This is a genomic window from Streptomyces sp. VRA16 Mangrove soil (genome assembly GCF_017377775.1).
Taxonomy (GTDB): Bacteria; Actinomycetota; Actinomycetes; order Streptomycetales; family Streptomycetaceae; genus Streptomyces.
On sequence record NZ_JAFVLN010000017.1, the window covers coordinates 18,860 to 32,142 of the forward strand.

Annotated in this window: 9 protein-coding genes; 2 read left to right on the forward strand and 7 right to left on the reverse strand. The window is 70.7% G+C overall.

Annotated features, from left to right (window positions below; all coding sequences use genetic code 11):
• Positions 1–267: 267 nt before the first annotated feature.
• Positions 268–1,266, reverse strand: coding sequence for a hypothetical protein (locus tag J3486_RS34340; RefSeq protein ID WP_207827651.1), 999 nt, complete (start codon positions 1,264–1,266; stop codon positions 268–270).
• A 97-nt stretch (positions 1,267–1,363) separates the two neighbouring features.
• Positions 1,364–4,273, reverse strand: a complete 2,910-nt coding sequence (locus J3486_RS34345; RefSeq protein WP_307805055.1) for an RHS repeat-associated core domain-containing protein — start codon at positions 4,271–4,273, stop codon at positions 1,364–1,366.
• A gap of 241 nt (positions 4,274–4,514) precedes the next feature.
• Here J3486_RS34345 and J3486_RS34350 point away from each other — a divergent pair, with 241 nt between their 5' ends.
• Together J3486_RS34350 and J3486_RS34355 are read left to right on the forward strand one after the other, a co-directional pair.
• A complete protein-coding gene (locus tag J3486_RS34350) occupies positions 4,515–4,892 on the forward strand; it encodes a hypothetical protein (protein ID WP_207827655.1) in 378 nt (125 codons plus the stop codon).
• Positions 4,889–6,709, forward strand: a complete 1,821-nt coding sequence (locus J3486_RS34355) for a PP2C family protein-serine/threonine phosphatase (protein WP_207827656.1) — start codon at positions 4,889–4,891, stop codon at positions 6,707–6,709. The genes J3486_RS34350 and J3486_RS34355 overlap by 4 nt, the downstream gene beginning before the upstream one ends.
• Here J3486_RS34355 and J3486_RS34360 read toward each other — a convergent pair.
• The 5 genes from J3486_RS34360 to pcp all read right to left on the reverse strand — a co-directional run bounded on the left by J3486_RS34360 (position 6,604) and on the right by pcp (position 13,274).
• The gene (locus tag J3486_RS34360) at positions 6,604–7,947 is read right to left on the reverse strand and encodes a hypothetical protein (RefSeq protein WP_207827657.1); all 1,344 of its coding nucleotides are present in this window, start codon (positions 7,945–7,947) and stop codon (positions 6,604–6,606) included. The genes J3486_RS34355 and J3486_RS34360 overlap by 106 nt on opposite strands.
• 159 nt (positions 7,948–8,106) lie before the next feature.
• Entirely contained in the window at positions 8,107–9,738 is a 1,632-nt protein-coding gene (gene cimA, locus J3486_RS34365; protein ID WP_207827659.1) for a citramalate synthase, read from the reverse strand.
• Between the two features lie 298 nt (positions 9,739–10,036).
• Positions 10,037–11,359, reverse strand: a complete 1,323-nt coding sequence (locus J3486_RS34370) for an MFS transporter (RefSeq protein ID WP_207827661.1) — start codon at positions 11,357–11,359, stop codon at positions 10,037–10,039.
• Positions 11,360–11,440: 81 nt separating this feature from the next.
• The gene (locus J3486_RS34375) at positions 11,441–12,430 is read right to left on the reverse strand and encodes a DUF2891 domain-containing protein (protein WP_207827663.1); all 990 of its coding nucleotides are present in this window, start codon (positions 12,428–12,430) and stop codon (positions 11,441–11,443) included.
• A 199-nt stretch (positions 12,431–12,629) separates the two neighbouring features.
• Entirely contained in the window at positions 12,630–13,274 is a 645-nt protein-coding gene (pcp, locus tag J3486_RS34380) for a pyroglutamyl-peptidase I (protein ID WP_207827664.1), read from the reverse strand.
• Between the last annotated feature and the right edge of the window lie 9 nt (positions 13,275–13,283).

The following is a 13,283-nucleotide window of genomic DNA, read 5'->3' on the forward strand; positions in this document are numbered from 1 at the left end:
CCGCCCGAACTGCTGGATACGGTGCCCGCACACTTCCAACGGGTCCCGCTCCCAGACCATCCGCTGTGGACCGGCCCCGAGGACTCCCCCGTGCGCTGGTTCTCCGCCCCGGGCAAGCTGCTGCGTCAGGACGGCCTGGGCGCCCACAGCTGGCTTCACGTCCGCGGCCGGACCCGCGCGGACCTGGATGCGATCTGCGCCACTGTTCCGGGGCGCTGGTCGCTCGGGTACGCAGAGCAGGTCGGCTCCGGACCGTTCAGCAGGCGACTATTCCACAAGGAAGGAGCGCGAAGGGTTCCGCAGAGCTTCATCCCAGCACGCCTGAAAATACTCGCCAGTGATTTCCTCGACAGAGCAACCGCCCCTGTCACGGAACTCTCGCATCGACAGGATCATCTCTTCTTCAAGCGCAAGCCGGCCAATTCCCCCACCCTCGCCGTCAACCCACTCAACGCGTTCGTCATCGTAATACGCCAACTTTCGCCGCTCATAGCCATCGGCGCCAATCTCACTGACGATCTCGCGCGGTGTCCCAGGAACACGAGAAGCCGAGTACCACACCTGCATGTACCAGGTCTTCGGCTCGGCCCCCTGCCTTCTGCGCAACTCAGCGGCCAGCGTCTGCTGGAATCGGCGGTGACGCTCGCAACCACCTGCATCGACCGCACACGTCGGCCAGCCACACTGGCGACCGCACGGCCCGTCGACCGGAATCGGCCAGGCGCACTCCGCCACCAGTTCAGCCAGTCGCACCCGCGCACTCGTGAAGCCTCCACGCAGCAGATCGAGATGGTCCGAGAGCTTCGTGGGATCGAGTTCTCCCTCTGCGACAGCCCGGGCGTCGTCCTCCTGCCGGACTCGCTCCACCTCCGCGAGGCCCGTCTTCGACAGCGTGAGGGCGGACACCCCGCGAGCCTTGGCCAGGCATGCGTCGAACACCTGCCACACCGTCTCCGCGTAGGCATGTACGTGTACGGGCGATTCCCTTTTCATCCAGCGGGCTTCGCCGATTTGCACGGCGACCAGCGCTATCTCGGACTGCAAATATTCGGGACGTGCGACATCGCTCAAACCTGCTGTCGCTCCCCTGTAGTCGTCGAGCAGGATCAAAGCATCCTCGGGGATCGGCGCCCCTGTCAGCAAGGAATCCACAACCTCCCGGACAGCTGACTCGATCGGCGATTCCAAAACATCCAGCAGCGGAAGCGTGCGCAAGAGCGGAAAAACCCCACACTCCGCCGCTTTCTTCAATTCTTTCCACACCATGACCAACTCCCGGCGAAGGGCAACAAAATCGAATTCTACTGGCGCGCGGGGCGGGGGCTCAGCACCTGTCCCCCGCCCCGCCGATGGTCCGGTTCCGTTACGAGCCGGTCCAGAACCTGCGATTCACTGCGGTCCGCCACCCCGTGTAGTCAGGCGGAGCCGCTGCCCCTCGGCCAACATTCGTCTGCACCATGCCAGGCACATCACGTACGGCGTCGAAGCAGTTGGGGCACATACGCGTGCTTGAGGCAATTCCGAGCAGCTCATAGCCGTCGCCCAGCGAGCCGACGATCGTCGCTTCGGCGTGCCCTTCTCCGAACTTGTACGTCTCGTCGCCGGCCATGCTGCTCTTCACCTTCGCGGGCAGGTCGGGATGGTGCGTGGCCACCCAATCCTCCGCCTTGCCGGCGCTCTTGTTCCAGACGCGCGCGACGGCAACCGTGGAGTTACCACCGCCGCTGGCGTCGTAGACCGACCGAGCCCTGTTGTACAGGTGCTCTACATCGCTCTTGGAAATTGTCGGACAGCCTGAGTTGTGTACGAGCGCCGACGTACTTCCAGCGGCCACGTAATAGGTGGCCTGCCCCTCGACGGAGAGGTTGTGGACCCGCTGGGCGCGATGGGTCTCGTCGATCGCGGTGATCTGGACCCAGGTGCCGGCCGCGGTCTGCAGCCACATCCCTGGTTCGAGTTCGCCGGCCTCGGCCCAGTGCCCGAAGTCCGGTAGCCAGAAGGGGTGGTTGGCCGTCGCCGTGATCGTGCTCGGCTTGGCCTTGCCGTGCTTGCCGTCCGCGTCGACGGTCAACGTGACCAGGTGGTTGAGTCCGTCACCGGTGATGGTGTCGGCGACCGCGCGAGCCTGCAGGTTGCCGGTCTCCGGGTCAGCGGCGACGACGTACTCGCCCTTCGCGACCTTCTCGATGGCCTTCTTGGACCCGTCGGCCATCAGCACCATGGTGCCGGGGATGAAGCTGTTCTTCTTCTTGCAGGACTTCTTACCGAGCCCCTTGGCCTTTTCCTTGATCTTCTTACCGGCGCTCTTGGCCTTCTTGCCTGCCTTCTTCGCGCCCTTGGCCAGCGCCTTCTTCCCGGCCTTGGCGCCGCTCTTGACGGCATCGACGGCATTGGACGTCTTCTTCGCCCACTTCGCTGCGGTCACGGCATTGCCCGCACCCGGGATCGCCGACGCCAACGACATCGCGGCGTCCGCGTAGTTCCCCTCGGCCGCGTACCAGACGCCGTTGGCGACGTCCGCCGCCTCGCCGATGACCGGGACCATGCCCGCCACGTCCAGCGCGGCGTGGCCGACGTCCGACAGGGAGATGTCCATGCCGAACAGGTGGCCGTCGAGCTCCACGAAGGAGATCGGGTTGCCGCCCGCGAACGCGTACCGGTTGCCCGTGTACGGGTCCGTCGCCAGGGACATGTCGTCGAGCGCACCGCCGAAGGAGTCCCGCGTCAGGAACCGGTTGAGCCCCGGGTCGTAGTTGCGGAAGCCCATGTCGTACGTGCCCGAACCGTCGTCGTAGCGCTGGGCGTTGAAGCGGTACTCGTTGTACGGGTCCTTGTCCGGGTTGGCGGAGTCGGGCTTGTCGGCGCCGGTGAACTGCTTCTCGTCGTCCGAGCCGTACGCCGTGTAGCCGTACGTCGCCCGCGTCGTGCCGTCGTCCTTCGTGACGGCCTCGACGTCACCCTTGGGGTGGTACGTGAACTGGGAGTACTCCTTCGTCCCGTCCGTGGCGTGCTTGATCTGGGTGAGCTTCTGGCCCCACGGCGCGTACTGGTAGGACTTGGTCGCCTTGCCGGCGACCTCCTCCCGCAGCACCTTGTCCTCCATGCCGAGGTAGGTGAAGGCCGTCGTCTTGCCGTTCGTGCCGGAGGTGGTCTCCGTCGACGTGCGGTCGAAGGCGTCGTACGTGTACGTCGTCGACGTGGCCGACGTGCCACTGCCCGCCGTGTGCTTGGCGATGCGGTCGAAGCCGTCGTACGTGTACTTCTCCTGCGTCGCGCCGTTCGACGAGACCGTGTCCAGGCGGCCCAGCGGGTCGTAGTTGTACGTGGAGGCGACGCCCGCCGTCGTCGTCTTCAGGAGGCGGTTGCGGTCGTAGACCGACTGCGAGGTGCCCGCCGCCGTCGTCTGCTCGACGATGTTGGAGTTGCCGTCGTACTTGTACGTCTCCGTGCCCGCCGCGTTGCCGGTCTTGGTGACCTTCTGGATGCGGTCCTGCGGGTCGTAGTCGAACGTCGAGGTGGTGGTGACCGTCGCCGCCGTGTCGGCGTTCATGACGTCGGCGACGTCCTTGGAGCGGTTGCCGTTGGCGTCGTACTCCAGGTCGTGGCCGGCCACCAGCTTGCCGCCGCTGGTCGTCTCCTTCTGCGACTTCACCGCGCCGTTGAGCCAGTAGCCGTAGTCGACCGTGTTGCCGTTCGGCTTGGTCTGCTTCAGCGGCTGGCCGCGGTCGGTGTACGTGAACTGCGTGATCAGCTTCTTCTCGGCCGACGGCGTGTCCGCGTTGGTGATCTTGTTGACCATGTCGCGGGCGTCGTAGTCGAACTGCGACCAGGTCAGGTCGCGCGTGGTCGAGTCGATGTTGCCGTTGGCGTCGTAGGTCAGGGCCGTCGTGTTCTTGACGGTCGTGCCCGACTTCTCCTCGACCTTGGAGAGCTGGTCGAGTTCGTCGTACGACATCGCGTAGGCGTCGGCCTTCGCGCCCGGAGAGAGGTCCTTCACCTCCTTCAGGAGGCCGTTGGCGTCGTAGGTGTAGGTGAAGTCCTTCTTCTCGGCGTCGGCCTCGCCCGTGTTCGCGCGGACCAGCTTGATGCCGTCCGCCACGACCGTGCCGTTGGCGTTGTCGGTGAGCGTGATCTTCTGGGTGCCGGTCTCCTTGAAGGAATAGGAGCCGAGCGAGATCCAGGTGTCCGGAGTCTTCGACTGGTCGACCGACTTGGCGGTCGTCCCGGCGGAGTGGGTGATCGTGAACGGGGCGTTCGTCGCCGCGCCCGTCACGTCGCCGCGCCGGGCGAGGACGCGGGCGACGGAACGGTGTTGCGCGTCGCCAACTCGGGCGGAGGCAAAGGGAGTTACGACACGGCGACGGCCACGTATGCCGGACGCGCCGCGTTCGGCGGAGCGTCCGGCACGGGGATCGGCGGGCATCTGGAGCCCTGACCCCACCCGCCGAACCGCGGGTCGACGCCGGCCTCGTACCGCTCGGCACGTCGTCGCGGGCCCCGACAGGTACGTGCGGGTGCCGTTCGTCGCGGTGGTCGAGAAGGGCGCGGTGGTCGAGAAGGCTGCGGTCTTCGAGGAGGGCTCGGTGGTCGAGAAGGCCGCGGTCTTCGAGGAGGGCTGGGTGGGCGAGGAAGCCGCGGTGGTCGAGGAAGCCGCCGTCTTCGAGGAAGCCGCGGTCTTCGAAGAGGTCGCGGTGGTCCGGCGGCGGGGCCGGGAGGGCCGTTCCGGGCCGGCTCGCCCGGCCCCGGTTCATCGCACCTCCGGCAGGCCAACCGCTGCCGGACCCCGGGAACAACACCCGCCGCATGGGCTACGCCGGCTCGCCGACCGGGCGCCCGCTGTCCAAGCTGTTCGGACCGGCCGTTTCCGCACAGGAGCACCCCACCCCGTATGAACGACCCCGCCCCGCCGTCCGACGCGCGCTCCCGCCTGGAGCTCCGGGCGATCCGGGAACTCCTGCGCGCCCAGCGCCGCCGGATCAGGTCGTACACGGAGCAGCACGCCTCCGAGGCGCCCCGCCCGGCCGCGCCGGGACCCGCCGCGCCGCCGCCCGCGATCCCGTCGGGGCCCGACATCCTGGAAGCCCTCCCCCTGCCGGCGATCGTGCTCAGCCCGGTCGTCGACGACGACGGTTCGATCCGCGACGCGCTCTACGTCGCACAGAACTCCGCCGCCCGCGCCGACGTGGCCGACCGGCTGCCCCCGGGCACCCTCCCCCCGTGGACCGGGCCCGTTCCGCTGTACGCGCGTCTGCCCTCCCTGGCCGGCACGGCGATCCCCGGCATGCTCGCCCGTGCCCACCACGACCGCACCCCGCAGGGTCCGGTCACCGTGGAATGGGTCGCGAACACGGCGGCGGGCCCGGTCCGCATCAACGACGAGGTGCGGGTCGCCCCCTGCGGCGACCAGTTGCTGCTCACCTGGGAGCGGGGCAGCCGCCTGCGGATGGCGGCCGCCGCCCAGCACCTGGTGCGCACCTGCTGGGCCGAGTGGAACCTCGGCGACGACGGGATCGAGCCGTCCCGTGGCTTCCGCCAAGTGCTCGGCCTGGAGCGCGACGCCCCGCTGCCCACCCTGACCGATGTCGCGGACGCGGTCACGGCCGACAGTCTGCACGCCCTGTACCAGGCCCTGTACGACGTCATCCTGCGCAAACGGACCGCCGACTGCGAGCTGCGGCTGCGCGGTCCGGGGCGCCGTACGGTACGGCTGACCGCGGAGCCGGCGCGGATCGCGCCCGGCTCCCTGGTGTGGGCGGTACGCGGGGTGATCACCGACACGACCGCCGAACGGCGCCGCCGGGAGAGCACCGAGCGCGCCGAACGCGAGGCCCGCCGCCAGCGCGAGCGCGCCGAGGCCGTCGCGGAGGTGGCGGACGCGCTGCGCGAGGCGGTGCTCCCCCACTTCCAGGACGAGCTGGCCTCGTACGGCCTGGAGACCGCGGCCGTCTACCGGCCAGACGCCCGCGAGGCCGGGGTCGGCGGCGACTGGTACAAGGCCCGCCGGCTGCCCGGCGGGCGGCTGCTGGTCGCCCTGGGTGACGCCCGCGGCCACGGACTCGCGGCGACCACGCTCATGGCGAAGCTGCGGTACGCGCTCGCGGGCCTCGCCCACACCGACGCACCCGTCGAACAACTGACGCAGTGGCTCAACGAGTTGGCGTGCGCCGACGGCATCGAGTCCACCGCGACGTCGATCATCGCCCACTACCACCCCGAGCACGGCCTGCTGCGCTGGACCTGCGCGGGCCACCCGCGCCCCGTGCTCGTACGGGACGGCCGCGCGGCACCGCTGCCGTTCCCCGCCTCCGGCCCCGGTCTTCCGCTGGGGGTCCTGCCGGGCACCGCGTACGACGCCGTGGACACGCCCCTGCGCACGGGCGACATCGTGCTGATGTACTCGGACGGCCTGACCGAGCGCCGGGACAGCGACCCCGACGCGGACACCCGGCGCTTCCTCGACGCGGCGGAGCACTGCTTCCGGGCCGAGGCGGCGGCCCCGGGACACGAGGCGCTCCAGGCCTACGCCGAGGAGATCGTCGCGCGCCTGGACGGCCCGCACCGCACGGACGACGCGACGCTGCTCGCCCTGCGCGGGGCGGGCACTCAGAAGCCGCCGCCGAAGTCCCCTCCCCCGCCTCCGCCCCCGAAGTCGCCGCCCCCGCCGAAGTCCCCGCCGAAGTCGGACGAGTCGAAGTCGGCGCCCGAGTAGTCGCCGCCGTCGTACCCGGAGCCGCCGCCGAAGTCCCCGTACCCGGCGCCGTAGTCCGCCGCGTACGCCGGGCTCGCCATCATCGAGCCGAGCACCGTGCCGACCAGCAGCCCCGGCAGCATCCCGCCGCCGAAGTAGCCGCCCGCCCAGGGTCCGTAGGCGGGCCCCGCGTCGTAGTACGGGCGGCGCTCGCCCGCGCCCGCGTCCACGGTCCGCACCAGCGGCTCGCCGCCGTCGGCGAGCCGGGCCGCGTCCGCCGCGCAGACCGGGACCTCGCGCGGCGCGCCCCCGGCCGGCGTCCACGCGGCGTCCTGCACGGAGGGCCCGTGGCGCGGGTCGAAGAAGCACGGCGGGCGCCGCTCGGGCAGCTCACGCCCCTCGCGGCGGGCGGCGAGCAGCGCGAGCGAGAAGCGGCCGTCCTCCAGTGCCTGGGTCACCCCGCGCACGTCCTCGGGGCGCGCGGCGGCCGCCATGTACCGCTTGGCCTGCTCGTACGCGTCCAGCGCCCGTTCGTAGTCGGCCCGCATCGCGTCGTCGGCGCCCGCCTCTGCGGGGTGGAAGTCGAGCCGGTCCAGCTCCTCGCCGAACGCCGTGATGTCCTCGTCGACGACCACCCGCAGCTTCTCCAGCGCGGCTCGCTGCTCCTCCTCGCGGCGCCGCCGGTTCCGCCTGACCAGCGCGTACGCGCCCGCGCCGCCGACGACCAGCGCGCCGCCGACACCGACGAGGGCGCCGACCGGCACCCCGCCGTCCCCGTTGTCGACGCCCCAGGAGGAGGGCGCCGAGCCCTTGGCCGTGCGGACGGCGGTGTCGACGAAGTCGTCGAGCTGCTGCTTCACCGGCTCGCCCTGGACGCTCGCCGTCAGGTTCCGAACGGCTTGGTTCGACATGACCGTGTGGTCGGCGCGCGCGTCGAAGGCGTCGCCGAGCCGGACCCCGTACACCCCGACGATCCCCGTCTTCGTCCGCAGATCGTTGAACAGGCCCTGCGTCGGGAAGCCGCCGGGCAGCACGGCGACCATCACCGGCTTGTCCGCATCCTTGATCGTCTTCGTGAGGTCGGCGACATCCGCCGAGGTCAGACCGGTGCCGGCGGCCGGATCGACGTAGACCGGGCTCTTCTGAAGAGCGTCGGCGACGGCGGAGACCCCCGTGGCGGCGGAGGCCTGGGGCGCCACGGCCAGGGGCACGCCGAGCGCGAGAAGGGACGCGGCGAGGGCCGCGATGAGGGGCCTCATACCTCGACGCTAACGCAGCCCGGGGGTGAATGACGGGTCGAGGCGTTCACGGCGTGAAGTCTTGACGCGCACATGGAACGTCCTTTTGAGTCACGCCGTGAAGTAAGCCGCCGGAGGAGGCCGTTGGGGCCCGCAGGCCCCAACGGCCAGTGGTTCGTGCTACTCGGCGGGCTCCACCCCGGCCCGCAGCAGACCGTACGTGTACGCGTCCTCAAGGGCCCCCCACGACGCCGCGATCACGTTCTCCGCGACGCCGACCGTGGACCACTCGTCCTCTCCGTCGGTGGTGGAGATGAGCACGCGGGTCGTGGACTCCGTGCCGTGCTTGCCCTCCAGGATGCGGACCTTGTAGTCGACCAGTTCGAGCTTGGCGAGCTGCGGGTACATGCGCTCCAGGCCGACGCGCAGGGCGCGGTCCAGGGCGTTGACCGGGCCGTTGCCCTCCGCCGTGGCGACGATGCGCTCACCCTTGGCCCACAGCTTCACCGTGGCCTCGTTGGCGTGGGTGCCGTCGGGGCGGTCCTCGACGATGGCCCGCCAGGACTCGACGCGGAAGTACTTGCGCTCCCGGCCCTCGGCCTCGGCGCGCAGCAGCAGCTCGAAGGAGGCGTCGGCGGCCTCGTACGTGTACCCCTTGAGCTCGCGTTCCTTGACGCGGGCGACGACCCGGCCGACCAGCTCACGGTCGCCGCGCAGGTCGACGCCGAGCTCCTTGCCCTTGAGCTCGATGGAGGCGCGGCCCGCCATGTCGGAGACGAGCATCCGGATGCGGTTGCCGACCAGGTCCGGGTCGATGTGCTGGTACAGGTCGGGGTCGACCTTGATCGCGGAGGCGTGCAGGCCGGCCTTGTGCGCGAAGGCCGAGACGCCCACGTACGGCTGGTGCGTCGACGGCGTGAGGTTGACGACCTCGGCGATGGCGTGCGAGATCCGGGTCATCTCGCGGAGCTTGCCCTCGGGCAGCACCTGCATGCCGTACTTGAGCTCCAGGGCGGCGACGACCGGGAAGAGGTTGGAGTTGCCGACGCGCTCGCCGTAGCCGTTGGCCGTGCACTGGACGTGCGTGGCGCCGGCGTCGACGGCGGCCAGGGTGTTGGCGACGGCGCAGCCCGTGTCGTCCTGGGCGTGGATGCCGAGCCGGGCGCCGGTGTCGGCGATGACGGTGGCGACGACGGCCTGGACCTGGGCGGGCAGGAAGCCGCCGTTGGTGTCGCAGAGCACGACGACGGAGGCGCCGGCCTCGTGCGCGGTGCGTACGACGGACTTGGCGTACTCGGGGTTGGCGCGGTAGCCGTCGAAGAAGTGCTCGCAGTCGACGAAGACGCGGCGGCCCTGGGACACCAGGTACGAGACGGAGTCCCGCACCATCTCCAGGTTCTCCTCCAGGGTGGTGCGCAGCGCGAGCTCGACGTGCCGGTCGTGCGACTTGGCGACCAGGCAGATCACCGGGGCGCCCGACTCCAGGAGCGCCCTGAGCTGCGGGTCCTCGCTCGCGTCGCCGCCGGCCCTGCGGGTCGCGCCGAAGGCGACCAGCTGGGCGTTCTTGAAGTCGATCTCCTCCTGCGCGCGGGCGAAGAACTCCGTGTCGCGGGGGTTGGCGCCGGGCCAGCCGCCCTCGATGAAGCCCACGCCGAAGTCGTCCAGGTGCCGTGCGATGGTCAGCTTGTCCGCGACGGTGAGGTTGATGCCCTCGCGCTGCGCGCCGTCGCGCAGCGTGGTGTCGAAGACATGGAAGGTGTCGCGGGAATCGTCGAGTGCGTCGCCGTTACGTTCGCTGGGGCTGCTGCTCATGCTGATCTGGCTCCTGATGTGGGATCTCGGTCTTCGTACCGGAATGACCGGCTCCACCGTCCATCTATGATCCCCCGCGCTCTTCTCCCGGCTGAGGGTGGGCCGAGAAACAGAAAAACCCCTCGCGGGTGCGAGAGGTCTGCGCGCGGGTCGAGGACGACGGTGTCCGCCCGTACCGGGTCGTACGAGGCGGTCACTGCGGACCGGCGCGCCTGCTGCCAATAATCATGGCGAACGAGAGCACGGCGGCAGTCTGCCACAGCCCGAGCGGGACCCGGGCCGTGGTCTCACGATGCGGTCAGGCGACCGATTCGGCGGCTTCCCGCACGTTTTCCACTGACTTGACCCGGTTCAGGTCGATGTCGCGGGTCTCGCGCATCGTCAGGTAGACGATCAGCGACACGGCCGCGCAGCCGGCGACGTACCAGTAGAAGCCCGACTCGGTGCCCGCGTTCTTGAACCACAGGGCGACGTACTCGGCGGTGCCGCCGAACAGGGCGTTGGCGATGGCGTACGGGAGGGCGACGCCGAGGGCGCGGATGCCGGTCGGGAAGAGCTCGGCCTTCACACAGGCGTTGATCGACGTGTACCCGGTGACGACGACGAGCGCGAGCAGGGCGAGCCCGAGCGCCGGCCAGAACGAGCCCGCGTGCTGCAGCAGCGTCATGATCGGCACGGTCAGGAAGGTCGAGCCGACGGCGAAGGTGATCAGCAGCGGGCGGCGCCCGATGCGGTCCGAGAGGGCGCCCGCGAGCGGCTGGAGACAGGCGAAGACGATGAGCGCGCAGAAGGAGACGAGGGTGGCGGTCTCCTTGCTCAACCCGGCCGAGTTGGACAGGTACTTGGTGAGGTAGGTCGTGTACGTGTAGTACGCGACGGTGCCGCCCATGGTGAGCGCGATGACCAGGAACGCCTCGCGCCGGTGCGCCCACAGCGCCTTGATGGTGCCCTTGTCGTCACCGCCGACCGTGCCGTCGTCGTCGGCGGACTCCTCGTAGACCTCGGTCTCCAGCATGGAGCGGCGCAGCCAGAAGATGATCGCCGCGCCGAGGGCGCCGACGATGAACGGGATGCGCCAGCCCCAGCTGTGCAGCGCGTCGTCACTCATGGTGCGCTGCAGGACGATCTGGAGTCCGAGCCCGACGATCTGTCCGGCCGTCATCGACACGTACTGGAAGCTGGAGGCGAAGCCGCGCCGCTCGGGGTCGGCGGCCTCGGTGAGATAGGTGGCGCTGGCCGCGTACTCGCCGCCGACCGAGAGTCCTTGCAGGAGGCGGGCGACGAGCAGGACCACGGCGCCGCCGTAGCCCGCGACCGCGTACGTGGGCGCGACGGCGATCAGCACCGCCGATGCCGACATCAGCGTGACCGTGAGGGTCAGCGCGGCCTTACGTCCCTTGCGGTCGCCGACCCTGCCGAGCAGCCAGCCGCCGACCGGGCGCATGAAGAAGCCGACGGCGAAGATGCCGGCGGTGTTCATCAGCTGGGCGGTCGGGTTCCCGTCGGGGAAGAAGGCCCCCGCGAAGTAGGTCGCGAAGCTCGCGTACACGAACCAGTCGAACCACTCGACCATGTTCCCGGCCGATCCGACCAGGATCTTCTTCCATTGCTCTCGTCCCATGAGGCGCCACCCTCGATGATCTTTCCCGTCCATGACAAGGGTGTACGGGGCAACGATCGCGCGTACTTGTGGTCATTGTGTTCATGGGGCCGGGTGCGCCGGGCGTGCGGACAGTGCCAGCTCCGCGAAGGTGGCGAGCCAGTGGTCGGTGGTGAAGTCGCCCCGGTCCACGGCGGGCAGGCCCGCGGCGAGGTGCGCGTCGGCGGCCTCGGTCAGGCGGCGGCGCACGGGCCCTTCGGGCAGGGCGGCGGCGATCGGGTACAGCGCGGCGGCACGCGAGAGGGCGAGCCCGAGCAGATGCCCGATCTGCGGGTCGGCGTGGTCGGAGACGACCGGCACGTCCAGCAGGGCGCAGGGCGCACCGGTCGCGAGGGCGGGCAGGAACCGGTCGAGCCAGCGCCCGAACTCCCCCTCCGGCAGCACCCGGCGCACCGCGTCGGCCTCGGTGAGCGCGGGCGACAGGAAGTCCTGGCCCGAGGGTTCCCAGTGCGCGGGGGCGTCGTGGTCGTCGGCGAACCACGAGCGCAGGCGCTCGCGTACGGCGTCGAGGGTGCCGTCGCCGAGCCCCGCCGCGGCGCCGGTGTCGAGGACGAGCCCGAGGGCGAAGGCGCTGTTGGCGTGGGTGCCGTGGCGCACCGGGTACGTGGCCTTCGGCAGCCACTGCGCGAGCAGCCGCCCGACCGCGTCGACGGCGGGCGTGAAGGCGGCCTCCCATGCGGTCCCCCGGCACTCGGCGGCCAGCGCGATCAGCCAGGCCCAGCCGTAGGGCCGCTCGAACGAGGGCCGGTCGAGGAGGTAGGCGGCCTCGACGGCGAGGTGCTCCGGGGTGAGGTGCCGGTCCAGTACGCCGGTGAACTCGCCCGGGGCGTCCAGCCGGGGCAGCGTCCGCACCAGCAGCCAGTGCATGTGCACGGAGGAGTGCCAGTCGTAGGCGCCGTAGAAGGCCGGGTGCAGGGTGTCGGGGCGGGTGTCCTCGGTGGCCGAAGTGACCAGGTGGGCCGGGAAGTTGGGGTAGACGCGGGTGATGTTCGCGGCGGCGATCCCGGCGATGTGGTGGGCGGGGGTGGGCATGGTGGGCCTTTCTGGGTGCTTGATCGACTGCGGGTCCGGTGGGGGCTGGTCGCGCCCCGCGGCGGAGCCGCCGATGGACACGGCCCCGCGCCCCTGCATGAGGGGCCGCACCGAAGGTGCGCGTCTCAGGGGCGCGGGGAACTGCGCGGGGACGGACCACCGGCCCGCGCCCGGCCATCCACCGCACCCCCTGCTGCGCTCAGTGCGTAGCCCCCTCCGTCACCCGGAGATCGTGCTCGGTCACCGCGGCGGCGCCGAGCAGCGCCGCAACCCCCCGTGCCACGACGTCCACCGCCACACTCGGCGCACCCGCGTCGAGCGCCTGCTCCGGCGCCCACGGCACATGCACGAACCCGCCCCGCACCCCGGGAAGCTCGGTCGCCAGCAGATGTGCGAGCCCGTACGCGACGTGGTTGCAGACGAAGGTGCCGGCGGTGTGGGACACGGCCGCCGGCACCCCGGCGGACCGCATCGCGGCGACGCACGCCTTCACCGGCAACGAGGAGAAGTACGCGGCGGGCCCGCCCGGCACCACGGGCTCGTCGATCGGCTGGGCCCCGGCGTTGTCGGGGATCCGGGCGTCGTCGAGATTGATCGCGACCCGCTCCACGGTGACCCCGGGACGGCCGCCCGCCTGTCCGAGGCAGACCACCAGATCGGGCCGGACGTCGGCGACCGCACTCCGCAAGGCGGCGATCGACTCGCCGAAGACGCACGGGAGCCGGACGGCGGCGACGTCCAGGCCGTCCGGCGGCGCGGCCGCGACGAGCCGTGCCGCCTCCCAGGACGGGTTCACGCTCGCCCCGCCGAAGGGTTCGAATCCGGTGAGCAGAACTCGGGTCATCGTCAGGTC